The sequence below is a fragment of the Buchananella sp. 103232 genome (assembly GCF_058725725.1).
Map to the genome: position 1 here is coordinate 24,552 of NZ_JBZXJM010000018.1, position 23,534 is coordinate 48,085.

Below are 23,534 nucleotides of genomic sequence, written 5' to 3' on the forward strand. Positions count from 1 at the left end.
ACTCTAGGCAGGCTTGGGGGTCACCGCAGTTTCAACACGCGCAACGCGGCCCTTTGGCCGGGTGGGATCAATTACTCCTGCTCGGTTTCCTGGTTCTTGCGCCAGCGGATGCCGGCCTCGATGAAGCCGTCGATGTCGCCGTCGAACACGCCGGAGGTGTTTCCAACTTCGTGCTCGGTGCGCAGGTCCTTGACCATCTGGTAGGGGTGCAGCACGTAGGAGCGCATCTGGTCTCCCCAGGAGGCCTTGATCTCGCCGGCGAGTTCCTTCTTCTTGGCGTCCTCTTCTGCCTTGCGCAGCAGCAGCAGGCGGGACTGCAGCACTCGCAGCGCCGCCGCCCGGTTCTGGATCTGGGACTTTTCGTCCTGCATTGAGACGACGATGCCGGTGGGGATGTGCGTCATGCGAACCGCGGAGTCCGTCGTGTTAACGGACTGGCCGCCCGGCCCGGAGGACCGGAACACGTCTACCTTCAGCTCGGACTCGGGGATCTCGATGTGGTCGGTGGACTCGATCAGCGGGATCACCTCGACCGCCGCGAAGGAGGTCTGGCGGCGGCCCTGATTGTCGAAGGGGCTGATGCGCACCAGGCGGTGCGTGCCGCCCTCCACGGAAAGGGTGCCGTAGGCGTAGGGGGCGGTGACCTCGAAGGTGACGGACTTCAGGCCGGCCTCTTCGGCGTAGGAGGTGTCGAGCACCTTGACCGGGTAGTCGTGGCGCTCGCACCAGCGCAGGTACATGCGCAGCAGCATCTCGGCGAAGTCGGCGGCGTCCACGCCGCCGGCGCCGGCGCGGATGGTGACCACGGCGTTGCGCTCGTCGTACTCGCCGCTCAGGAGCGTGCGCACCTCCAGCTCCTCCAGGGCCTTGGAGACGACGCCGAGCATCGACTCGGCCTCGGCCAGGACGTCGGCGTCTCCCCCGGCTTCCTCTGCCAGCTCCACCATCGCCTCGACGTCGTCGATCTGGGCGGCCAGGTTGTTCAGGCGCTCCAGCTCGCTCTGGGCGTGGGAGAGCTTGGAGGTGACGGCCTGCGCCGCTGCGGCGTCGTCCCACAGGTCGGGGGCGGCCGCCTTCTCGGAGAGCTCGGCGATTTGGGCGCGCAGAGCGTCGGGGTCAACCACGGCACTGATGGAGGCGTGGGTGCGGCGCAGTTGCGCGATTTCAGCAGGAAAGTCGATAGCCACGGCCCTAACCTTACGGCAGGACGGCGCGGGGCGGGCAACGCCGCACCCCCAGCAGGACCACCGCGAGCGCCAGCCCGAAGGAGGCGGCCATTACCAGGGCCATGGCCCGGCTGTCTCCGCCCAGGAAGCCCACGGAGGCCGAGATCGGGGCGGCCACGAGCGCCTGCAGGGAGTGGATGAGGGCCGCGCCGCGCCCGGCGCGCTCGCCGTGGTTGGCCAGCGCGAGCGTGGTGGCGTTGGGGCCGATGAAGGCGAAGCCGGCCAGCACTAGCCAGATGCACGCCCCCAGCACCCACAGGTTGCGGTTGCCGCTGAGCACCACGGTGAGCAGCACGAGGCTGGAGGCGAAGGCGAAGGTGGTGCCGCCGCGCAGCAGGTTGAGGGAGTCCACGCGCCGCACCAGGTAGGCGTTGAACTGGGCGAAGAGGATCATGCCGGTGCCCATGGCGGCGAAGAAGATGGAGAACTGGGCCTTGTCCAGTCCGAGTTCCACCTGGACCACGAAGGTGGAGGCCACCACGTAGGCCAGCATGGCGCCGAAGGACAGGCCGGGCAGCAGCGCGAGCAGCCTGAATTGGGAGTCGCGCAGCAGGATGCGGTACCCGTCCCAGGTTTCCTTCACGTTGCGGGAGCGGTGCTCGGGCGCCAGGGTTTCGGGCAGCACGAAGCCGACCGCGACCAGCAGGAGCGCGCCGTAGGCTGCGATGAAGAAGAAGACCAGGCGCCAGCCCCCGGCGGCGGCGATGATGGCGCCGAGCGAGGGCGCCAGCAGCGGCACCACGCCGATTACCAGCATGAGGCGGCTCAGCACGGCTGCGGCGGCGGCGCCGGTGAAGCGGTCGCGCACGATGGCCATGGCGGAGACGTTGGCGGTGGCGTTGCCGAATCCCTGCAGGAAGCGCAGCGCCAGCAGCATCTCGATGGAGCCGGCGAATCCGGCGCCGATCGAGGCGAGCACGTGGAGGCTGATTCCCATCAGGGCGGCGCGTCGCCTGCCGAGCCGGTCGCTCAGCGCGCCGACCAGCAGAGTGCCCACTGCGGCCCCCATGAGGACGACGGAGATGGTGGAGCCGGCCAGCGCCTCGGTGGTGTGCAGGTCTGCGGCGACCTCGGGCAGGCTGGGCAGGTAGATGTCCGTTGTGATCGCGCCCAGTGCCGTCAGGACGCCCACGAAGGTGACGAACTTCCAGCCGGGTCGGGCGGTGGAGCTCGGCGAGTGGGACGGGGAGGGTGGGCTACTTGTCACCAAGCAATTGTGCCCCCGCGCCGGGTTGTGCGCGCGGCGGACGTGGCGTAGTACCCGCCACCCTCCGGGTTTTTCTGCTGGCCGACGTTCCTCCCGCCGCCCGGTTTAGCGACGCCCCCGCGCGCCTCACCGCCGCTGGCCGACGTCCCTCCCGCCGCCCGGACGTAGCGGCCCAGCGGTGGGCGGCCGCTGCCTGCGGCGGGCCGGCGGAACGTCGTCCATCCTCCTACTGCGCGTCCTCCGCGCGGCCGCCACTTAAGGAAGCGGCGCGGGCGATAAGTAGCTCCAGCAGCGCGGACTGGGCCGGGGTCAAACCTCCGGCGGTGGAGCGGTAGCGGGCGGCCAGGCGACGTACCCCCAGGCCGGGCAGGTGGGTGGCCAGCACGGAGGGCGGCAGCTGCGCGGGCAGGGCCAGGCCCGGCAGGAGGGCGCTGCCCAGGCCCGCGCTCACCATCGCCAGGGCGACGTCGTAATCGAAGAAACCGTGGGTGTGCGCCACGCTCATCTCCAGGGACGCCTGCAGGCGCTGCATGGCCCGCCCGGCCGCCGTGCCTGTGCCGGCCGCCAGCCAGCGATGGTCGGCCAGGTCGGCCAGGGAGGTGGGTTCGCCGACCACGCGCGGACTGACCACGTACCAGGGCTCGTCCATGAGCGGCACGTCCACCGCGCCGGAGGGGGTGGGCGGGGGCGCCAGCGAGTCGCGCTCCAGGATCAGCAGGTCCAGGGCACCGCGCCGCAGGTCCTTGCGCCCCTGGTCCTCCCACACCTCCCGGATCACCATCTTTACGCCAGGCAGGGCCGTGGGCAGTTGGGCGAGCAGCGGCAGTAGCAGGGCGCGGATCGCGGACTGGAAGGCACCGACCACCACCGTGCCGACCACCTGGCCCTCGTGGCGCAGCAGCTCCAGGTGGGCGGCCTCGAGTTCCGCCTCGATGCGCTCGGCGGCCCGGGCCAGGGTCTGCCCGGCGGGCGTGAGCACCGCCCCGCCGGGATTGCGGTCCAGCACGCGCTGGCCCACCTCGCTCTCCAGGCGGGCGATCTGCTGTGAGATTGCCGACGCGGTGATTCCCAGGAGGTCGGCGGCCAACACCACCCCGCCCGCGCGCTGCACGGCCAGGAGAACGGAAAGGCGCCTCGGATCAATAGCCATCCAGCAACTCTAAACCATCAATGTATAGTTGTTAACTTGCACTAACTGCCGGGGTGGGGGCAAGGTGCCGCCATGAGCCAAGCAGTCACCTCCGTGATCGCCGCCCTGGGCTGGGTGGGAGCAGCCGCCACCATGGGCGCCTACTTCCTGGTCGCCTCCAAGCGGATCGCGCCGGACTCGCTGCGCTACCACGCCCTCAACATCTCCGGGGCCTTCCTGCTGGCCGCCGCCTGCACCGTCACCGGCGCCTGGCCCTCCATGGTCGCCAACGCCGTCTTCATCGGCATCGGGCTCCACCTGGTGTTCACCACCAAGCGCGCCTACCTGCGCGCCAAGCTCGCCCGCGCCACCCGCAAGGTCACCGCCGCCGCGCTCCCCCAGGACTCCGGCGCCCGCGCCTAGCCCACAAACAACTCACTCCCACAAACAACTAACTCCCGGCAGCAAAAGGCCCGGGGGCCCGGTTCGCCTAGACGAACCGAGCCCCCGGGTTTAGCGCCTTGCGCCCCTAGCCGAGCAGGGCGCGCAGGGTGCGCTCCACCGCGACCGACACCGACGAGGTGCCGCCCACGATGGCCACGCGGCGCATGTCCTGCTTGCGCAGGTACTGCTCCATGGCCGGCGGTATCAGGCTCGAGCTGGTCAGCAGCAGCACGCCACCACGGTGAGCCGCCAGGGCCCCGGCGGGCAGGGCGTCGGCGAAGCTCGCACCGCTAGCAACCACGAACTCGCGGGTGTTCGGGGCGAACGTCTTGGCCACGGCCAGGGCGGTGGCGTAGCGGTCCGCGCCCGTCACGGCGGTCGCGCTGACACCGGTGGTCCAACCGGAGGAGTTCAGCGCGGTGACCGCAGCGCCACCCACACCGTAGATCTCCTTGTCCTGCATCCGCTGGAGGAACACGCGGGTCTCGCCCGGCATGTTCTTGCCGTTGGAGTAGACCACCACGGCACCGGCCTGCGGGGCCACCGCGCCGGCGGTCAGACCGTCGGCGAAGTTGGTGCCGTCCACCACCATGACGGAACGGGTGGCGGTCAGCTTGCCCACCTCGGTCGCCAGGCTGATCGCGGTGGCGAAGCGGCTGGTTCCACCCAGGCGCTGCACCGCGATGCCCTGGTTGCGCAGGGAGCGCTCCACCTGAGCGGAGACCGAGTTCTCGCCACCAACCAGGATCACCTTGGTGATGCTGGCCGCCTTCAGCGCCTGAACCGTCTTGGGCTCGAGCACCTTGCCGCCCGTGAGGACAACCGGGGCCTTCAGCGCACCAGCCAGCGGACCGGCGGCCACGGCGTCAGCGAAGTTGGTCGCGTTGGCCAGCAGCACGGTCTTGGAGGTGAAGCCGCCGCGCTGCCACACGTCCACGGAGGTGGCGACACGGTCAGCGCCGGAGTAGCGGTCCAGCTTCTTGGCTTCCTTCACGGTCAGGTTGACGTCCTTGGTGGTGCGAGCCCCCAGGGCGTCGGTGGCCACGACGGTGAAGCGCAGCTCACCGGCGCTCAGCTCCGGAGCGGTGCCGCTCACCTTGCCGTCCTTCAGGGACAGCCAGGAAGGCGCACCCTGCAGGGCGAAGGTGACGGCGTCGTTCTCAGCGTCGGTGGCGGAGACGGTAAAGGAGACGTCCTTGCCCTCAATGACCGTGGCCGAGGCCGGCGTCACGGTGAGGACCGGGGCGTCGTTGGCGTCCACGCTGATCTGCACCTGGGCGGTGGCGTGTGCGCCGCGAGTGTCGGTGGCCTTGACGGTGACAGTGTGGTTGCCGCCGCCCGCCGGGGCCGTGCCGACCAGCTTGGTGCCCTGCAGCTTCAGCCACGCCGGAGCGCCCTGCATGCTGAGGGTGACGGTGTCGCGGGCGTCGGCGTCTGCGGCCGTGATAGCCACCTCCACCTTGCCCTTCTCGCGAATCTCAACCTTGGCCGGGTTGACGCTGATCGTGGGCGGCGTGTTCGGCTCCAGGGTCACGCGCACCGTGAGGGTGGCGGTACCCGTGGCGCCGGCCTTGTCGGTGCCCTTGACGGTGACAACGAAGTTGCCGTTCGTGCCGGCGGGCACGTCACCCGAGATCTTGTTGCCGGTCAGCTTCAGCCATGCCGGGGCGTTCTCCAGCGTCAGCGTCACCTGGTCGCCCTGGTCGGGGTCGGCCGTGGTGACGGTGACGTCCGGCACCTTGTGCGCGTCCATGACGTTCACGGTGTTGGTGGAGAGCGTCACGGTCGGGGCGGTGTTGGGGGCCTGGGCCACCTTCACCGTCACCTGCTTCGTGGCGGTGGCGCCGTGGGCGTCCGTGGCGGTGATTGTCACCGCGTGGTCACCGACGGCGTCCGCCGGGGCGGTACCGGTCAGCTTGCCCTCGTTGATGCGCAGCCAGGCGGGAGCGCCCTCAGCCAGGGTCAGCGTCACGGTGTCGTTGTCCGCGTCGGTGACGGGCAGGGCCAGGTCAACGGCGCCGCCAACGGTGGCGTTCACCTCGGCAGCGATGTCGCCGAAGACCGGGGCCCGGTTGGGGCCAAAGAACTTCAGCTCGTTGATCAGGGTGAAGCCGCTGGAGTAGTGGGCGCCAGTGATCTGGACGCGCACGAACTTGGCGTTGACCGCGTTGGGCAGGGTCATCGTGACCACCGGGTTGTCGGAGGTCTTGACGTCCGGCAGCGTGAAGCAGCCGGCGCTGGTGAAGGCGGCCCCGTCCACGGAGGTCAGCAGCTCCACGTTCTTCGGCTGGCCGGCGTAACCCACGCGCGCCTCGTCGGTCTTGACGCGGTGCGTCAGCTCAACTGCGCCCAGGTTACGGGCCTGGCCGAGGTCGATCGTGACGTGGTGCGGGAAGCGCAGGCTGGAGGCCGGCAGCGTGTTGTGTGCACGCCACGGCGTGTGCCAGAAGGTGGCGGTGTTGCCGTCCACCACGTGGCGGGCGTAGCCGGCGCTCTCACCGCCGATGCCGTTGATGGACTGCGTGTCGAAGTCCACCACGCTGCCGGAGGTGTAGAGCTCGCCGCGACCGCCGTTGACGCCACCTGCCACGCAGGCGGTGCCGACGAAGGCGTAGGTCCACTCGCTGGTACCTTCGGCCAGGGTGAAGCCGTCCTTGGCGACCACGGTGACAACGACGTTGCCGTCGGCCACAGTGTTTTCGCCGGCCTCCACGTTCTGGCCGCCGATCTTGTACTGGACGCCCTCGACGGCCGGGATGATCACCTTGCCGCCCTCACCGGCCAGGTCCACGAACACGGGGGCCTGGGCGGTGGCGGGCACGGATGCGGTGGTGATGGTGACGGGCAGGTCAACGGTGGTGACCTTGCCCAGCGCGTCGGTGGCCTTCACGCGCACCGTGTGGGTGCCGAGCACTGCCGTACCGGTGATCTTCTTGGTAGCGGCCGAGTAGGTCAGCCAGGACGGCGCGTCCTGCAGCTCGACGGTGACGGCGTGGCCGTCCTCGTCACCGGTGGTGACGGTGACGGAGACCTGCGCACCCACGTTGGCGTTGACCGCGGTGGGCTCCAGCGTGACGGTCGGGGCGTGGTTCTCCTTGACCGTGATGGTCAGGGTCGCGGTGCCGGTGGCGCCGTCGTTGTCGGTGACCTGGACGGTCACGGTGACCGGGCCGGCGGCCTGGTCAGCCGGAACAGTACCGGTGACCTTGCCACCAGCGATGCTCAGCCAGTTGGGGGCACCGGTGAGAAGCACCGGGTCGCCCACCACGTTGCCGTCGCTGTCAGCCGAGGTGATGGTGGACTCAACCACCGCACCCTGGAACGCATCCACCGCAGCCGGAGCAAGCGTCACGGTCGGGGCGGCGTTGCCGACCACGGTCAGCGTGATCTGCTTGGTGCCCACCTTGCCGTACTGGTCGGTAGCCCGAATGGTCACCTCGTGCTGACCAGCATTAGCCGGAGCCGTACCAGAAATCTTGTTCGCCCCGTAGGTCAAACCAGCCGGCAGCCCCTCAACAACCACATCGAAGGTGTGGCCATCAGCATCGGTCACCTGAACCGGAACGTTAACCTCGGAACCAAAACGAACCGAAGCACTCGCAGCCTCAACAACCGGAGCCCGGTTTGCGTTGACCGTGATCGTCAGCGTCTTGACCGCCTCGCCGCCACGGCCATCAGAGGCCTTGACCTTGACCACAACCGGGGAAGACAAAGCCGCAGTAGGCGTACCAGTAACGGTCTTGTCGTTCAGGCTCAACCACGTCGGGTTGTCCTCCAGCGACAAGGTCACCTCATCACCATCAGTGTCACCAACCGTGGCCAACACAGACACCGGCTGCCCCTCAACCACAGTCACAGACTCCACAGCCAAAGACAGAGTCGGCGCAGCGTTGGCGCGGACCTCGACGTTGATCTGCTTCTCTGCGGCCAGGCCGAGCTCGTCGGTGGCGATGAGGGAGACCGGGATGGTGCCGGCGCTGCCGACGGGGGCGGTGCCGACCAGGTGGCCCTGCTCGTTGATGCTCAACCAGTCCGGCGCGCCCGTCTTGAGGGTGACCTTCACGGTGTGGTTGTCAACGTCCAGGACCGGGACCGTGACGTCCAGCGAGTCGCCCTCGCGGATCGGGTTCAGGCCGGTGAGCTGCCCGAAGGACGGGGCGTGGTTCTCCTTGACCGTGATGGTCAGGACGGCCGTACCAATGCCGCCGTCGTTGTCGGTGACCTGGACGGTCACCTCCACCTGACCTGCGGGCTCGCCAGCCGGGACGGTACCGGTGACCTTGTCACCATCGATGTTCAACCAGGTGGGCGCGCCCTCGACCAGCATGGGCTCGCCGTCGATCTGACCGTCGGTGTCGTTGGCGGCGATGGTCGCCTCCACCTTGGCGCCCTGGAATACCTCCAGGGTGCTCGGGGTGACAGTCACGGTCGGGTTCGCGTTGGCGGCGACGGTGAGGGTGATCAGCTTGGTGGTCACCTTGCCCAGCTCGTCACGCGCCGTGATGGTGAGCTGGTAGGCGCGCGCCTCGGCCGGCACAGGGCCGGTCACGGCGTTGTTTGCCCAGGTCAGGCCCTCAGCACCGGTCACGGTCACGTCGAACGTGTGGGAGTCCGCGTCGGTGACGGTCACCGGGATGTCGAGCTGTCCGCCCAGGCGGGCCGAGGCGTCCTGTGCCTCGATCACCGGGGCGTGGTTCTCCTTGACCGTGATGGTCAGCTCTGCGGTGCCGGTGGCGCCGTCGTTGTCGGTGACCTGGACGGTCACGGTGACCGGGCCGGCGGCCTGGTCGGCCGGAACAGTACCGGTGACCTTGCCACCAGCGATGCTCAGCCAGTTGGGGGCACCGGTGAGAAGCACCGGGTCGCCCACCACGTTGCCGTCGCTGTCAGCGGAGGTGATAGTGGACTCAACCACCGCACCCTGGAACGCATCCACTGCGGCCGGGGCAAGGGTCACGGTCGGGTTGACGTTGGCAACCACCGTGATGGTGAGCTCCTTGGTGGTCACCTTGCCCAGCTCGTCCTCGGCACGGATCGTGAACTGGACGGTGGGCTGACCGGCCGGGACGGTACCGGTGATGGCACGGTCGGCGTACTCGAAGCCGGAGGGTGCCCCCACCAGGGTGACGGTCACGTTGTGCTGGTCCTGGTCGGTAACGACGACCGGGATGTTCACGGCTGCGCCCTGGCGGGCGGAGAGGTCAGCGGCCTCGATCACCGGGGCGTGGTTCTCCTTGACCGTGATGGTCAGGGTGGCGGTGCCGGTAGCGCCGTCGTTGTCAACGGCCTTCACCGTGACCTGGATCGGGCCGGCCTGGGTCTCGGCCGGGACCGTACCAGTGATCTGCTCACCTGCGATGCTCAGCCAGTCGGGGGAACCGTCAGCCAGCTGCGCGCCAGCGGCAACAGTGCCATCGGTGTCGGCTGCAACAGCGCGAACCTGCACCGCGCCGCCCTGGAAGACCTCGACCTCGGCCGGGGTCAGCGTCACGGTCGGGGCGGCGTTGCCGACCACGGTCAGCGTGATCTGCTTGGTGCCCACCTTGCCGTACTGGTCGGTAGCCCGAATGGTCACCTCGTGCTGACCAGCATTAGCCGGAGCCGTACCAGAAATCTTGTTCGCCCCGTAGGTCAAACCAGCCGGCAGCCCCTCAACAACCACCTCGAAGGTGTGGCCATCAGCATCGGTCACCTGAACCGGAACGTTAACCTCGGAACCAAAACGAACCGAAGCACTCTCCGCCGCAACAACCGGAGCCCGGTTTGCGTTGACCGTGATCGTCAGCGTCTTGACCGCCTCGCCGCCACGGCCATCAGAGGCCTTGACCTTGACCACAACCGGGGAAGACAAAGCCGCAGTAGGCGTACCAGTAACGGTCTTGTCGTTCAGCCTCAACCACGTCGGGTTGTCCTCCAGCGACAAGGTCACCTCATCACCATCAGTGTCACCAACCGTGGCCAACACAGACACCGGCTGCCCCTCAACCACAGTCACAGACTCCACAGCCAAAGACAGAGTCGGCGCAGCGTTCGGGGTGACGGTCAGGGTGATCTGCTTGGAGGTCTCCTTGCCGTGCTGGTCGCGCGCGACCACGGTGAAGGGGTACTCGCGGGCCTCGAGCGGGGCCTTACCGGTGATGGCGCCGTTGGCGTACTGCAGGCCCTGCGGGGCGTCCTGCAGGGTCACGGTGACGGTGTGCTGCTCGGGGTCGCTGGTGACCACCGGGATGTTCACGTCGCCACCGGCACGCACGGAGGTGCCGTCCACCGTGAGCTCCGGGGCGCGGTTGGGGCCAAAGAACTTCAGCTCGTTGATGAGCGTGTAGGAGTCAGAGGCGTGGGCGCTGGAGACCTGCACGCGGACGTACTTGGCGTTCACCGCGTTGGCCAGGGTCATCGTGACCACCGGGTTATCGGAGGTCTTGACGTCCGGCAGCGTAAAGCAGCCGGCGCTGGAGAACACGGCACCGTCGGTGGAGGTAAGCAGCTCGACCTGCTTGGGCTGGCCGGCGTAACCGATCGTGGCGTTGGAGTCCTTCACCCGGTGGGTCAGCTCCACGGCACCCAGGTTGCGGGCCTGGCCCAGGTCCACGGTCACGAAGTGCGGGAACTGCCTGGCGGAGGCCGGCAGGCTGTTGTGCGCCTTCCAGGGGGTGTGCCAGTAGGTGGCAGGGTCGCCGTCCACCACGTTGCTGGCGTTTCCACGTTGCTCGCCGCCGATGCCGTTGATGGACTCGGTGTCGAATGCGACCACGGTGCCAGAGGTGTAGGCCTCGCCGCGGCCGCCGTTAATGCTACCGGCCACGCAGGCGGTGCTGACGAAGGTGTGGCTCCACTGGGCGGTGCCGGGCGAGAGCACGAAGCCCTGCTTGGCTTCCACGGTGACCACGGCCTCCCCGTCCTGGACGGTGTTCTCACCGGCCTGGACGTTGCTCCCGCCGATCTTGTACTGCAGGCCCTCGACGGCCGGGATGGTCACCTTGCCGCCCGCACCGGCCAGGTCGGCGAAGACGGGGGCCACCGGTGCCACCGGGGTCGGGGGCGGGGTGATGGTGACGGGCAGGTCAACGGTGGTGGAGGTGCCCAGGGCGTCGGTGGCCTTCACCCGCACGGTGTGGGTGCCGGCCTCTGCGGTACCGGTGATCTTCTTGGTGGTGTCCGAGTAAGTCAGCCAGGTGGGCGCGCCCTCCAGCTCGACGGTGACGGTGTGCCCGTCCTCGTCGGCGGTGGTGACGGTCACGGATACTTCCTCGCCTACTTGACCGGTCACGGAGGTGGGGGCGAGCGTCACGGTCGGGGCGCGGTTAGCGGTGACCGTGAGCGTGATCTGCTTGGTGGTCTCCTTGCCGTGCTGGTCGCGCGCCACGATGGTGAACGTGTAAGCGCGCGCTTCCACCGGTGCGCGACCGGTGATGGCACCGTCGGCGTACTGCAGACCCTCCGGGGCACCCTGCAGGGTCACCGTGACAGTGTGCTGTTCGGGGTCAGTGACGGTCACAGGGATGTTCACGTCACCGCCGGCGCCCACAGAGACGCCGTCGGCAACGATTGCAGGTGCCTGGTTCTCGCCAAAGAACTCCAGCTCGTTGATGGTGACGTAGTTGGTTCCGGTGGCGGGGGCGGTGCTTCCCACCCACGCCTCGGTGATGTGCAGACGCAGGTAACGGTCGGTGAGGTTCTGCGGCAGGTTCAGCATCACCTTGGCGGGGTGTGCCACGTTGCGCACGTCCGGCACCGAGTAGCAGGCGATGGAGTTGAAGTTCTGTCCGTCAGTGGAGGACAGCAGCTCCACGGTCTTCATCTGGCCGTTGTAGCCATCTCGGTTGGCGGGCTGGACTCCGCGGTGAACGTAGTTAATCGCGCGAACGGCCTCGTGTCCCTCGCCCAGGTCTATCTCCAGGGCGTGGGGCATGTTCATTTCGGCGCTCGTGACACCACCGTCTCTGCTCCACGGGGTGTGCCACAGGGTGTTGTAGTTACCGTCCAGGGCGTAGATGGCCTTGGAGTCGGTCTCGCCACCGCGACCACCGAAGGACTCGGTGTCCCAGTCCCGCACGGTCGCGCTCAGGTTGAGCTTGGCTCCGGTTCCCTGCTGGGTCTGGCCCACCGTGCAGGTAGTTGCATTGGTGAACTGAGGAGTCCAGCTGGCCGGTGCTCCAGCAGCCAGCTGACGGTTGGGCTTGGCCGCTGCGGTGACGACAGGGTTACCGGTGACAGTGTGCAGGCCGGGTGCCTTCACCTCGCTGCCGATGCTGTATACGACGCCGGGAGTGTTGGGAATGTGGACAGAATTGCTGCCGGCCAGGTTGCTGAACTTCGGAATACCCGGAGTCACGGTAGTGGTGACCTTGGCTCCGAAACGCATCTCCGCAACGTTCACGTGGTTCCTGTTTGAGTACGTGCTGTGCACCACCATTCCGAGGTACCGCGTGTTTGTTTGCGGAATCTCGATTGTGGCTACTTTCTGCTCCGTACGGCTTCCGTCGGGCAGCACCGCATCGGCAATTGCCTCGAACTGTTGCCCGTCGTCGGAAGAAAAGATCGTCACCTGCTTGGGGTGGCCAACCGTAGTTTGACGGGCCGTGACCTCGATGAAGTCGACCTGCTTTACTGCTCCCAGGTCCGCAGTGATCCAGTGCGGCAGGCGGCGGTCACGGTCGGTCAGGCCGCTATAGGGCGTGTGCCAGAAAGTCGCGACCCTCCCATCAAACATGTGAGCGGAATTACCACGGTCACTGCCTCCGGAGCCGGGGGTGACGTGGCTGGAGTAGTCGTGACGACTGATTCCGTCGAGGATCGTTCCGGTCTGCTCCTCGAGGCCACTCGGGGTGACCGTCGCGGCACTGGGGCAGTCCCCGGCGTCGTTGGTGAAGGACCAGTTGCGGGAGCCGTCGGAAATGTTCACCGTGACGCCCTCGGCCACGTCGTGCAGCCCGGCAGCGATCGCCTGGCTGTCCTTTGTGAAGCTGCCCTGCGCGGGAATCTTCAGCTGTGCCGGGCCTCGGCAGGTGTCATAGAAGGTGGGGGCTGGCCCACCTGTTCCATTGGCATACGCGGTAGCAGCGCCCGTCACTGCGGGGGCAAGCACTATGGCTGCCGTTGCTGTCACCGCCGTCAAGGTTCGGGATAACAGTGTCTTCATCGACTTCGTCTCCGTGCTTCGTCGCAGGAATGTAAGCCGGCGGGCCGGCGGGCCCAATCTAGTTGCTACTTTGCGCTCGATCCAGCGGCTGACCGAACCGAAATGGTCACTTTGGCGGGTAGGGCGGATAAATCGCCCCCAACCCAACGCAACCCAACTTCCGTTCGGAGAGTCACAACAACCGAATCGTTCACTACTTGGACATCTACAAGTTCCACTGCCCGTTCGCCCATATACCCGGCGGCGTTGACGGTCAGGTAGTTCTTGGCCGCAGCCTCCACCTTGGTGGGGTCCAGGCAGAGGCGCGGGCTGGCCCCACTGGGAATGGTGTGGCTATCTGGGCAGATTCCCACGGTGGCGGCATGCCCGGCGGTCAGGTCCGCCAGGGTGAGCAGACGCTTACGTTCCAGGTGCAGGTTGGTGAGCACCGTCGTCCCCAACACCAGCACCAGCACCAGGCCGGCCAGGGCGACCGACAGCAACCCAATCCGACCGTGCTCACCACTCGCGGCAGACCCCAGTCCGCCGTGCTCGCGACCCGCGTCGGGGCGGCACATCCAACGGCTCACGGCGCCACCAGCTCACCGAGCGTGACCTCGTAGGTGGCCTCGAATGGTACGTCGGCACGCGGCGGCAGGAAGGCGCCGATACCCGGCAGGTCCAACCGGTAGCGCACCTGCACCTGCACCCGCTCCCCCAGCTGTCCGCACCGCTCCAGGCACCGCAGAGCCAGTTCGGCGCGGCTCGGGTCCAATCCCTGGTCGGCAAAAGCGAGCTCGACGGCAAAGGGGGCGACCGCCTGGGCAGCGTCGGCCCCGCCCACCGCCAGGCGCGTGACCTCACGGGCGGCGGCCTCCGTAGCAAAGGCGGCGGCCTCCATGCGCGCCAGTGCGACGATCAACTGGGCCAGGAGGGCGACCACCACCATCGTCACCGCAATGAATTCGATGATCGCCTCGCCACGCTCGCCGCCCTCACGCAGGCGGGTACGGACGACGTCGACCCACCGGCCGCGGCGCCTCGCCTGGCCGCCCGGCCCCTTATCCGCCAAAAACACGCCGCGCGGCTGGCTAGTCACCGATCTCCTTCACCGCCCGGCCCACTACCACCAGCGACCCCGAGGGGCCCCACGGCCCCAGGATCGGCAGCGAGGTGGTCACGGTCATCGTCACCACGTCCCGCCCGGCATAGTTGCCAACGCCCGGGGTCACCCGACCGTTGATCCCGGACTGCTGCAGCAGGTCGGTCGTGCGGGCCACGCCGTCGGCCTCGGAGGCGCCAAAAAGCGCCGCCCGCCTGGCCCCCTCGCCGGCGGCGTCGGTGGCCAGGTTACGAACGTGCAGGGCAAAGCCGAGCTGCAGCAGCGCCAAAATCGCCGCCACCACCAGCCCGGACACGAGCGCGAAACCGGCCGGCGCGTTACCCGCCTCCCGGTCCGCCTCCTCGCGCCTGCGGCTACCCCCCACTCGGAGGCCGCGCAGGCTCACGTTGGTCACGGCCCGGCGGGACCGGTGACGGAGTCGACAGCGTTCTGGAACAGCGCCACCAGCTTCGGGCCGGCCGCAGCCCAGATCAGCACCACCAGGCCGGCGGTCATCAGCGTGATGAGAACCCAGCCTGGCACGTCCCCGCGCTCCTGCGACGCCCAGTTGGCGACGCGACCAACCAGGTTGCGCATGGCGATATGTGCTCGAGCTAGATGACGCATTGCGAATCCTTCCTAGAGCCCCAGGCTCATCACCGATAGGCCCGGGAACAGAACAAAAATTACCGTAACAGGCAAAATCAGGAAGACAACAGGGACCATCATCGCGATTTCCCTCTTTCCACCGGATTCCATTAAGGCTCGCCTTGATTCCTCGCGGGAGTCCTGCGCCTGGGCCCGTAAAACCTCCGCCAGCGGGGTGCCGCGTTCCATCGCCACCAGGGCCGTCTCGATGAACCTCGTTAGGGACGGCAGGTTGATGCGGTCAGAGAATTCGCGCATGGTCGTGGCCAGAGGCACGCCCGCGCGGGCCTGACTCACCACGTCACGCAACTCCTCCGCCAGGGGGCCGCTGCCCACCATCGCCACCCGGTTGAGGGCCCCCGGCAGCGACTCGCCCGCAGCCACGGCCAGGGCCACCAGCTCGGCGAAGTCGGGCAGCTCGGCGCCGATCTGCTCCAGGCGGGCCTTGGCCTCTCGGGTGAGCCAGGCGTCGCGGGCCAGCGCGCCACCAATACCGGCCAACACCACCGCAATCGCTGCGGCCACCCACGAAAACCCGGACCACAACACCGCGCCCAGGGCCACGAGCGTGCCCACCAGCAGGGCAACGGATGCCCAGATCACCTGCTCGATACGGAACTGGTCCACGCTGCGCTTGCCACCCAACTGGCGCAGGCGCGCGTTCACGGACTGGCGCGTGGAGCCCAGGTGCTCCATCAGGCTGGCGCTGCGATCCAGCACCGGCGAACCCAGCGCGCGCACCGCGCTCCCCCACGGCCCGGAGGCCACCACCGGTCGGGTGGGACCGCCCACGTACGGGGCCACGCGCTGCTCCAGGGTGGGGCGCCGCGACGACCAGAACAGGCCCAGCAGCCCCACCCCGACCGCGAACATCGCCCCCAGGCCGGCGCCCAGCCAGGACCACTGCCAGCTCAAACCCGCCAGGCTCATCGCAGCACCCGCTCTTCCTCCGGCAGGCGGCCCAGGCGGTTCATCAGGAAGTAGGCGAGCACGGTGGCAACAGCCCCGCCCAGCAGCACCATCGCGCCCTCCGAGGTGCGAAACGCCTCGGTGGCCTCGGGGCGGGAGGAGAGCAACAGCAGCACCGCCCAGGGGGCCACGGCGGCCACGCGGGCGCCGTTGACGGTCCAGGACTGGCGCGCCTGCAGCTCGCCACGCGTGCGCATGTCGTCTCGCAGCATCTGCGCCACCGCCCGCAACAGGTTGCCCAGGTCCGCGCCACCCACCGAGCGGGCCAGGCGCAGGGCCTCCACGATCCGGTCAGCCACCGGGTCTGCCACGGCCTCCTTGAGCACGTCCAGGGAGGCGTCGAACTTGCCGGTGGCGCGGTAGTGCGCCGAGTACTGGGCGAACGCGGGGCGCAGCACCGACGGGGCGCGCTCCGCCTGCTCCAGCAGCGTCTCCGGCAGGCCGTTTCCTGCGCGCACCGAGCTGAGCAGGTCGTCAACCACGTCCGGCCACAGGGAGCGCAGCTCCTCGCGCCGCTTGCGTGCCCGCCCGCTGATCACGATGCCGGGCAGCAGGCTGGCCAGCGCCCCAAAGGCCACGCCGATGGGCAGGGCGGCGGTGAGGATCCACCCGGCCAGCAGGCCGATCAGCCCGGCCAGCGCGCTCAGGGCCACCGCGTGCCCCAGCCGTACCTGCGGCAGCCCGGCCTGGATCATGACGTCTTGGACCTTGCGCCCCAACGCCGAGGTGCTGGTGCGCTTGGGCTGCTCCGGCTCCACCACCCACCAGAAGATGAGCAGCAGGCCAACTCCGCCCAGCAGGCCGATCACTACGCCCAAGCCTGCCCCCTGCGCTCGCGCCGGGAGACCACCGGGGATACCACGTTGATGGGGGCGGTGGCGTGTTCCCCGGACAGGTCGGGAGACTCGGCATCGGCCAGCAGGAAGGCCGGGTCTATGCCGGCGCGCTCGAACTTGTGCAGCGCCGGCGGGAAGCCGTTGCCGCGCACCAGCTCGCCGTCGCGGCGGATGAATAGTTCTGCCGTCTCCACCACGCCGTTCTCGGTGCGGCCCGACACCCCCACGATCTCCCGCACCTCGCGCTTGCCGCTGGCGTTGAGGTCAAGGTGAACCACGATGTCGATCGCGCTGGCCACGGTGGGAACCACGAAGGCGGCTGAGACGTTCTCTCCCGCCAGGAGCGGCAGCGTGCACATCTTGGTGATGGCCTCGCGGGCGCTGTTGGCGTGGATGGTGCAGGCGCCTGGTACGCCGGCGTTCAGGCCGATCAGCATGTCGAATGACTCCGCCTCGCGGACCTCTCCGATGATGATGCGGTCCGGGCGCATGCGCAGCGCCTCTTTCACCAGACGGCGCAGGTCCACCTCCCCGGCGCCCTCGTAGTTGGCCTGCCTAGATTGCAGGGCCACCACGTCGCGGTTGGCCAGGGCCAGCTCGAAGACTTCCTCTACCGTGATGACGCGCGCCGAGGGCGGGATGGCACCGGCCAGGGCCCGCACCATCGTGGTCTTGCCGGCCTGGGTGGCCCCGGAGACCAGGATGTTGAGCCCGGCCACCACGCAGGCGTCCAGGAAGCGCGCGGCGGCGGGCGTGAGCGAGCCCAGCGGCACCAGGTCTGCGGTGCGACGCGCCTTGACCACGTACTTGCGGATGTTGATGGACCAGTGCTTCTGCGTGATCGGCGGGATGACCACGTGGAGGCGCTCGCCCCCGGCCAGGGTGGCGTCCACGAAGGGGTTGGAGAGGTCCAGGCGCCGCCCAGAGACCCGCAGCATCCGCTCCACCAGATCCCGCACGTCGGTATCGGTGAGCACCACATTGGTGAGCTCTGACCTGCCTCCGCGCGCGATGAACACTTTGGAGGGGCTGTTGAGCCAGACTTCCTCCACCTCAGGGTCGTCCAGGAATCGCTGCAGGGGCCCGAGCCCGGCGGTCCTGTCGATGAGGTGGCGGGCCATCGCCTCCATGTCTGCCAGCGGCGGGCGCACGCCTCGGTCCACCTCCTGGGTGTATTGCTCCAGGATCTCGTCCACCAGGCGCTCCAGGGCGCGCGGCTCGTGTAGCGGGTCGATGCCGCGAGCGCGGATCTCCTCTCGCAGTCGCGTCTCCAGCACGGCAGTGGGCTCCACCTGGCCCCCTCTCGATGTGCACGGACTCACAGCCAAAGAACAAGATAGTGCGCGCCTTGGTGCTTGGGAAACGCGTGCGCACGTTTCTGTGGGAATCGCCGCCGCATTTCGGCCTGGCCGGCCCACTCACCGGTATTCGGGGCGCGTTTTCCTTGCCAAGATTGCCCTGTTTCGGCGCGTGTTCTGCGGCGCGGCTGCCGGGCCGTTTACGGTGGAGGGGTGGATGCCCTGAAGCTGATGTCTGTGGCGGCGCGCGCCGTGGCGGCCGTGCCCGGTTTGGTTGTGCACGCGCTCGTGGAGCCTCAGTACTCCGACGAGGACGTTTCGTTCACCGGTATCGAGACGGACCGGGGCGACCTGACTGTCTATACCTCCTGGACCTCGGTGGGGGCGACGGACCTGGCCCGGCGCTGCAGCGAGGTGGATCTGTTTTCCTCGCTGCCCTCCACGGCCTTGCCGTATGCAGTGCCGTCTTTGCTGGGCACTCACACCGGCTACGACACGCTGACCGCCGTGTTTTCGCAGACCCCGGGCGAGACCGTGGAGGAGTTCGAGGCGGGCACGGTGGAGTGGGCTCGCAAGCTGGGCCGGGCCGTGGCGGCGATTCACGCGCTGGACCCGGCGTGGGTGGCTTCGAATGTGCCTAGCTATTCCTCCCTGCAGATGCGCGAGCGCCGCCTGGCCGAGCTCGACGCTGCGGCGCAGACCGGCCGGATCCCGTCGGTGCTGCTGGAGCGGTGGGAGAAGGCCCTGGAGAACGTTGCCCTGTGGCAGTTCAGCCCGTCCGTGGTGCATGGCGCGCTCAGCCCCGCCGCGTTCAGGCAGGTCGATTCGCGCATCGTGGCCCTGGACGAGTTTGGTGGTCTGCACATCGGTGACCCGGCTGAGGACGTGCGCCCGTTTACCGCCGGGGTGGCCGATTCGGTGGAGGACGCCTTCTTGGTGGCCTACGCCTCCGGGCTGCCCACCGGCCTGCCGTCGAACCTGGCTGAGCGCGCGGGCCTGTTGAGCGAGTTGGAGCTGGCGCGCTGGCTGATGCAGGGCCTGCACTCCGGGGACGGCGACCTGATGGCAGAGGCTCAGGACATGCTGCAGGAGTTCGCCGACGAGGTCTCTCCCCCGCCTGCCGTAGCGCCTGCCCAGATGTCGTTCCTGGCTGACGAGGATTCTGCCGAGGGTGCTGCGCTGGATGGGGATTTTGTGGACGACGTTGCCGCCGGCCCCGCCGATGAGGAACCGACCTTTACCGGCATCATTTTCGGTAGGGACGACGCTGCCGCCCTGCCCGCCGAGGATTGGCAGGACGACGCCGACTGAGACGGGCAGGAGTGGGACGGCTCCGAGGAGTGGCCGGGCGGTTCCCGCCCGGACGGCGCGGCTTCCTGACACGGGGCGGTCTCGTATCACGTTGCCTGCCCCCGCCTCCTACCGGGCCGGTGTGTGCAGGCGACGTGAGGGGTGATGACAGGGGCAGTCTTGGCTCCTACCGAGAGAGGCTTTCCTTGATCTGGCTGGCCAGGTGCTCGGTGGTGGCGCCCGGGGCGAGGTCCTGGAGCCGGATGCACTGCTGGGCCGAGACGTACACGAAGATGGCCTCCACCTGCTGCGGGTCCAGGGAGTTGGTCGCCGCGTAGGCGTCGCGGTAGACGGCCAGCTGGTATGCCTTGCGCAACCTGTCCTGCGGGTCCTTGGGCACCCGCCCGGTCTTCCAGTCGACCACCAGGTAGCGCTCCCCGTCCGGGGTGGTGTGCTTGAACACGGCGTCGATGCGGCCGACCAGCTGGACTGGCCCCACGGGAAGCTGGATTTCTTCTTCCACGCAGACCACCTGGTTTTCCTGCACGATCGGCTGTGCCATCGCCCACTCCAGCCAGGCGTCGACTCGCTTCTGGGCGGCTTGGTCTAGCGCTGCGGGCGGTGGGGCGTCGTCCAGGTCCAACAGGTTTGCCTTTTTCAGTTCCTGCTCGATGCGCTGGTGGAAGGCGGTGCCAACGTTGGCCGCCGTGTGCGGTGGGCGCGGCAGGGGCCGGCGCAGTTGGCGCGCGAATGCCTGCGGGTCCTCCAAAAGGCTGGCCGTGGCGGTGGCGGCCAGGCGGGCGGGCAAGCGCACGGTGGTGCGCTCGCCCGCCCGGGCCTGCTCTAGGAGCACGGCCACGTCCTGGGCGCCTGGGCCCACGTGTGGATCGTCGGCCAGCTCCCGCAGCACCTGGGCCGGGCGGGTACCGCGCTGCGCTTGGCGCACCGCCTGGGCCAGCAACTGGTTGGCCTCCAGTTCAGTGTCTACGTACAGGTGATCCGGCCACAGCACCCGGCCGGCCAGGTCGTGAGGCAGTGCCTGGCCCAGCCAGAGCGGGTCGCCGGGCCCCAGCACCGGGGCGTCCGCCCCGCCCGCCCCGCTGTCCGGGGCCGGCGCGCCATCGGAGCCCGACCCGCCGCCAGAGTCCGCCCCGCTGTCCGGGGCCAGCGCGCCACCGGAGCCCTGCTCTGGGTTGGCGGGGACGGGCCGGCAGCGGGCAGCGAAACCGGCCGAGTCCTCCCACACAGCCACGCGGGCGATGCCCTGGCCCACCTCCGCACCGCTGCCCGAGTCGGTCGGTACGTCGGTGTTTTGCAGCGTCTCCCCTTGCGCCTGCCGCTCCAGTTCGGTGGGGAGGATCCCAGCCAGGAACGGCGAGGGTTCGTAGCCCTTACCCTCCCCGGCGGCCGCGTAGCTGGTCAGGATGAGCAGGTGGCGGGCCCGGGTGAAGGCCACGTAGGCGATGCGGCGCTCCTCGGCCCACGCCTGGGTGATCTCCTCCTCGGTGTACTGGGCAAAGAGCCCTGCAGCGATGTCAGCGTCCATGCCCTGGCTGAGGGACAGCTTGGGCAGGTAGTCGCTGTCCGGCCGCAGGGGGTAGGGCAGGCAGTCGACCTGGCTGGTCCAGCGTCCCATCTTGCACTTCGACTCGGCCTTGGGGAAGCGGTCGGCGGCCAGGCCGCAGACGGCCACCACGTCCCACTCGAGCCCCTTGGAGGCGTGCATGGTCAGGATCTGCACCACGCCGGGCTGGGCCGGGGGCGCCTCGATCCTAAGGCCGGAGTCCGCCTGGTCCACCTGCTCCAACCAGGTGAGGAATCCACCCAGGCTGGTGCGCGGGGAGGCCACCGAGTAGTCGTGGGCCGTGGCGATGAAGGTGCGTTGGATACCCCGGGCGCGCTCGCGGGCCTGCTGGGGTCGCGCCGCGATGTCCGTCTCCAGCCCCATCACGCCGAAGGCGGCGCGCACCAGCTCCGGCAAGGCCAGGTGGGTCAGTTCCCGCAGCCTGGCTAGGCGCTCGCCCAGGTCAGCGACCACGGCCCTGGCCTGGTCGCTGAGTCGGCCCAGAGCGGACTGCGCGCGGGCACCAGCCCCACCGGCCGCGTCAGCCGCGTCAGCCGCGCCGACCGCGCCGGTCGCGCCCGGGGCGCGCACGTACTCGATGGCCTCCGCCAGGCTGACGGGCAGCGGCTCACCGCCCTGGACCTCGGCCAGCGCCCGCCCGATCTGCTGCACGGCGTCCATGTCCTGGGCGCTGAGCCGGGCCGCGCTGAGCAGGCGCACCGCGGCCGGCCCGTGGAGCGGGTCCGCCACCAGCTGCAGGGCCGCCCGAACGTCGGCCACGTCCTGGGTGTTGATCAGCCCGTCCTCGCCCGCGATCTGGGCGGGGATGCCTAGCTTTTCCAGCTCGTCGCGGATGGGGCCCAGGGGCGCGCGGGCGCGGGAGAGCACCGCCATGGTGCGGTCCTTCTTCCAGTGCTTCGCGATGAGGCTCGCCACCAGCGCCGGCTCGTCGTCCTCGTGGCCGGCGCGGGCCACCAGCACCTCGCCTTGCTCCGCCGCAGGGCTGGGGGTGAGCTCTCTCAACCGCACGGCGGCAGCGGCGCTCGCCTTGACGCCCTGCTGACCAGAATCGTCACTCTGACCGGAGTTATTGGACTGGGCGGCGTCGTTGAGGGGTTGGGCCACCCGGTTGGCGGCGGCCAGGATGGACAGCCCGTTTCGCCAGGCGGTGGAGAGCGTGCGCACGCCGCGCGGGCGCCCGTCCTCCAAGGTGAGGTCGACGCCGAATTGGACCACGAACTGTTCCAGGGTGCCGGTGGAGGCCCCGCGCCAGCCGTAGATGGCCTGGTTCGGGTCTCCCACTGCGGTCACTCCCCTGCCGGCAAAGAGCTGGGCGAAGGTGCGCACCTGGGTGGCGGAGGTGTCCTGGAACTCGTCCAACAGCACCAGGTCGTACCGGGAGCTGATCTGGGCGCGGGCGTGCTCCAGCTCGGTCACGATGCGCAGCGCGGCGGCGGAGAGCTGGGAGAAGCTGACCAACCCGGCCTTGGCCTTGGCTTGCCTGAACTGCTCCACGAGGTCCAGCAGAGCATCGCGCCTGGCGATCAGCTGCCGCGCCTTCAAGATGTCCGCCACCTTGGTCTTCTTCTTTTCGCTGGAGACATCGAAGTCTTCCTCGAGGTCCTGGTAGCCCCGCGCACCTCCTCCAGGCTCAGACCGTTGCTGTCGATCTCGTTGGAGAGCGCCACCACCGCCAGCGCCCTGCTACTCAGCGCGTTGGCGTCTATGTCCTCCGGCCAGTTGTTGACGATCTCGAAGGCGAGTTCGATCTCGGTGGCGTTGGCCACCAGCGTCGAGTCACCCGGGATGCCCAGACTGAGGCCGAATTCCCGCACCACCCGCTGCGCGAAGGAGTCGTAGGTGGCCACGTCCACGCGGGCCATTTGTGGCTTGCCGGCGGGCGCGCCAGCCGCAGCGGCCCCAGCGGTCGGGGCCAGCGTGTCGAGCGGAGCAGCGGCACCGGGGTCCAGCTTCGGCGTCAGTCCCAGCATCTCCTTGGCTTCCGCCGAGAGCAGGCCGCTTTGGACCAGCTGGCCTAGCCGGTTGGTCATGCGCTCGCGCAGCTCCCCGGCGGCCTTCCTGGTGAAGGTCAGGCCCAGCACCCGCTCGGGGCGCACCAGCCCGTTGGCGAGCAGGTAGAGCACCCGGAAGGCCATGGTCTCCGTCTTGCCAGAGCCGGCGCCGGCCACCACCAGCAGGGGGCTGCCCATGGGGGCGGTGATGACGGCCTCCTGCTCCGGGGTGGGCGGGTGGGTGTCGATGGCTTGGGCGATCTGCGCCGGCGTGATAGTGCTCATCGCGTGCGCTTTCCCTTTCGTTGGGCCGGGCAGGAGGTCTGCACCGGGCAGGAGTTGCAATGCGTACCGGGCAGGGCGGCGAAGGACTGGCCGCGCTGCATCGCCTCCGCTTGGTCCAAGATGGCCTCCACCCAGGCGTGGCCCCCGCGCAGCTCGGCTTGTTCCTGGACCAGCGGCTCGCCCCGGGTGACCTTCTTCAGGTTGACCAGGCGGCCGGTCTGGGCGCCTGCCACGCCGCGCTCGCGCAGCTCGCCTCGCTCCAGCAGGTACTGGTAGATACCGAGCTGGGGGTGACCGGCCAGCTGAAGCGGCGCACGAAAAACGTCTATGGGTCCCAAGAGACTCGTTGTCACGGTAGGCCAGGTTCGCCAGATCGGGCTGGATAATCCGTAACCAGTAAATA

Annotated in this window: 16 protein-coding genes; 2 read left to right on the plus strand and 14 right to left on the minus strand. The window is 68.8% G+C overall.

Annotation, left to right across the window (positions count from 1 at the left end):
• Window positions 1-71: 71 nt before the first annotated feature.
• From prfB to AC4PWQ_RS02965, 3 genes are all read right to left on the minus strand, one after another.
• The gene (gene prfB / locus AC4PWQ_RS02955) at window positions 72-1,187 is read right to left on the minus strand and encodes a peptide chain release factor 2 (protein ID WP_371152576.1); all 1,116 of its coding nucleotides are present in this window, start codon (window positions 1,185-1,187) and stop codon (window positions 72-74) included.
• A gap of 10 nt (window positions 1,188-1,197) precedes the next feature.
• Complete coding sequence (locus AC4PWQ_RS02960) at window positions 1,198-2,433, minus strand: multidrug effflux MFS transporter (protein WP_492089732.1); 1,236 nt, start codon at window positions 2,431-2,433, stop codon at window positions 1,198-1,200.
• A gap of 226 nt (window positions 2,434-2,659) precedes the next feature.
• Window positions 2,660-3,583, minus strand: coding sequence for a LysR family transcriptional regulator (locus tag AC4PWQ_RS02965; protein ID WP_371152578.1), 924 nt, complete (start codon window positions 3,581-3,583; stop codon window positions 2,660-2,662).
• 72 nt (window positions 3,584-3,655) lie between these two features.
• On the opposite strand from AC4PWQ_RS02965, the gene AC4PWQ_RS02970 reads away from it, so the two are divergent.
• Window positions 3,656-3,985 carry a CBU_0592 family membrane protein gene (locus AC4PWQ_RS02970; RefSeq protein ID WP_371152579.1) on the plus strand — a complete coding sequence of 110 codons (330 nt, stop codon included), beginning with the start codon at window positions 3,656-3,658 and terminating at the stop codon, window positions 3,983-3,985.
• A gap of 106 nt (window positions 3,986-4,091) precedes the next feature.
• Here the strand turns inward: AC4PWQ_RS02970 and AC4PWQ_RS02975 are convergent, their stop codons facing one another.
• The 8 genes from AC4PWQ_RS02975 to AC4PWQ_RS03010 all read right to left on the minus strand — a co-directional run bounded on the left by AC4PWQ_RS02975 (window position 4,092) and on the right by AC4PWQ_RS03010 (window position 17,974).
• The gene (locus AC4PWQ_RS02975) at window positions 4,092-13,115 is read right to left on the minus strand and encodes a putative Ig domain-containing protein (RefSeq protein ID WP_492089733.1); all 9,024 of its coding nucleotides are present in this window, start codon (window positions 13,113-13,115) and stop codon (window positions 4,092-4,094) included.
• 98 nt (window positions 13,116-13,213) lie between these two features.
• Window positions 13,214-13,630: a hypothetical protein gene (locus AC4PWQ_RS02980; protein WP_492089734.1), complete on the minus strand. Its 417-nt coding sequence runs from the start codon at window positions 13,628-13,630 to the stop codon at window positions 13,214-13,216.
• A gap of 83 nt (window positions 13,631-13,713) precedes the next feature.
• Window positions 13,714-14,226 carry a hypothetical protein gene (locus tag AC4PWQ_RS02985; protein ID WP_492089735.1) on the minus strand — a complete coding sequence of 171 codons (513 nt, stop codon included), beginning with the start codon at window positions 14,224-14,226 and terminating at the stop codon, window positions 13,714-13,716.
• Entirely contained in the window at window positions 14,219-14,614 is a 396-nt protein-coding gene (locus AC4PWQ_RS02990) for a TadE/TadG family type IV pilus assembly protein (protein WP_371173893.1), read from the minus strand. The genes AC4PWQ_RS02985 and AC4PWQ_RS02990 overlap by 8 nt, the downstream gene beginning before the upstream one ends.
• Window positions 14,615-14,640: 26 nt before the next feature.
• A complete protein-coding gene (locus tag AC4PWQ_RS02995; protein WP_371164822.1) occupies window positions 14,641-14,826 on the minus strand; it encodes a hypothetical protein in 186 nt (61 codons plus the stop codon).
• A 42-nt stretch (window positions 14,827-14,868) separates the two neighbouring features.
• Window positions 14,869-15,807: a type II secretion system F family protein gene (locus tag AC4PWQ_RS03000; protein ID WP_492089736.1), complete on the minus strand. Its 939-nt coding sequence runs from the start codon at window positions 15,805-15,807 to the stop codon at window positions 14,869-14,871.
• On the minus strand, window positions 15,804-16,655 hold the full coding sequence (locus AC4PWQ_RS03005) for a type II secretion system F family protein (RefSeq protein WP_371164823.1): 852 nt from the start codon (window positions 16,653-16,655) through the stop codon (window positions 15,804-15,806). Before AC4PWQ_RS03005 ends, AC4PWQ_RS03000 begins: the two co-directional genes overlap by 4 nt.
• Window positions 16,655-17,974 carry a TadA family conjugal transfer-associated ATPase gene (locus AC4PWQ_RS03010; protein WP_371152587.1) on the minus strand — a complete coding sequence of 440 codons (1,320 nt, stop codon included), beginning with the start codon at window positions 17,972-17,974 and terminating at the stop codon, window positions 16,655-16,657. Before AC4PWQ_RS03010 ends, AC4PWQ_RS03005 begins: the two co-directional genes overlap by 1 nt.
• A 219-nt stretch (window positions 17,975-18,193) precedes the next feature.
• Between AC4PWQ_RS03010 and AC4PWQ_RS03015 the strand changes: the two genes are divergently transcribed.
• The gene (locus AC4PWQ_RS03015; protein WP_492089737.1) at window positions 18,194-19,291 is read left to right on the plus strand and encodes a phosphotransferase; all 1,098 of its coding nucleotides are present in this window, start codon (window positions 18,194-18,196) and stop codon (window positions 19,289-19,291) included.
• Window positions 19,292-19,457: 166 nt separating this feature from the next.
• Here AC4PWQ_RS03015 and AC4PWQ_RS03020 read toward each other — a convergent pair whose 3' ends face one another.
• From AC4PWQ_RS03020 to AC4PWQ_RS03030, 3 genes are all read right to left on the minus strand, one after another.
• Window positions 19,458-22,409 (minus strand): ATP-dependent helicase, encoded by a 2,952-nt coding sequence (locus AC4PWQ_RS03020; RefSeq protein WP_492089738.1) that lies wholly within the window; start codon window positions 22,407-22,409, stop codon window positions 19,458-19,460.
• Complete coding sequence (locus tag AC4PWQ_RS03025) at window positions 22,394-23,131, minus strand: UvrD-helicase domain-containing protein (RefSeq protein ID WP_492089739.1); 738 nt, start codon at window positions 23,129-23,131, stop codon at window positions 22,394-22,396. The genes AC4PWQ_RS03020 and AC4PWQ_RS03025 overlap by 16 nt, the downstream gene beginning before the upstream one ends.
• Window positions 23,128-23,534: PD-(D/E)XK nuclease family protein (locus AC4PWQ_RS03030; protein WP_492089740.1), on the minus strand; the 407-nt coding region annotated here is incomplete at its 5' end. The genes AC4PWQ_RS03025 and AC4PWQ_RS03030, both read right to left, overlap by 4 nt.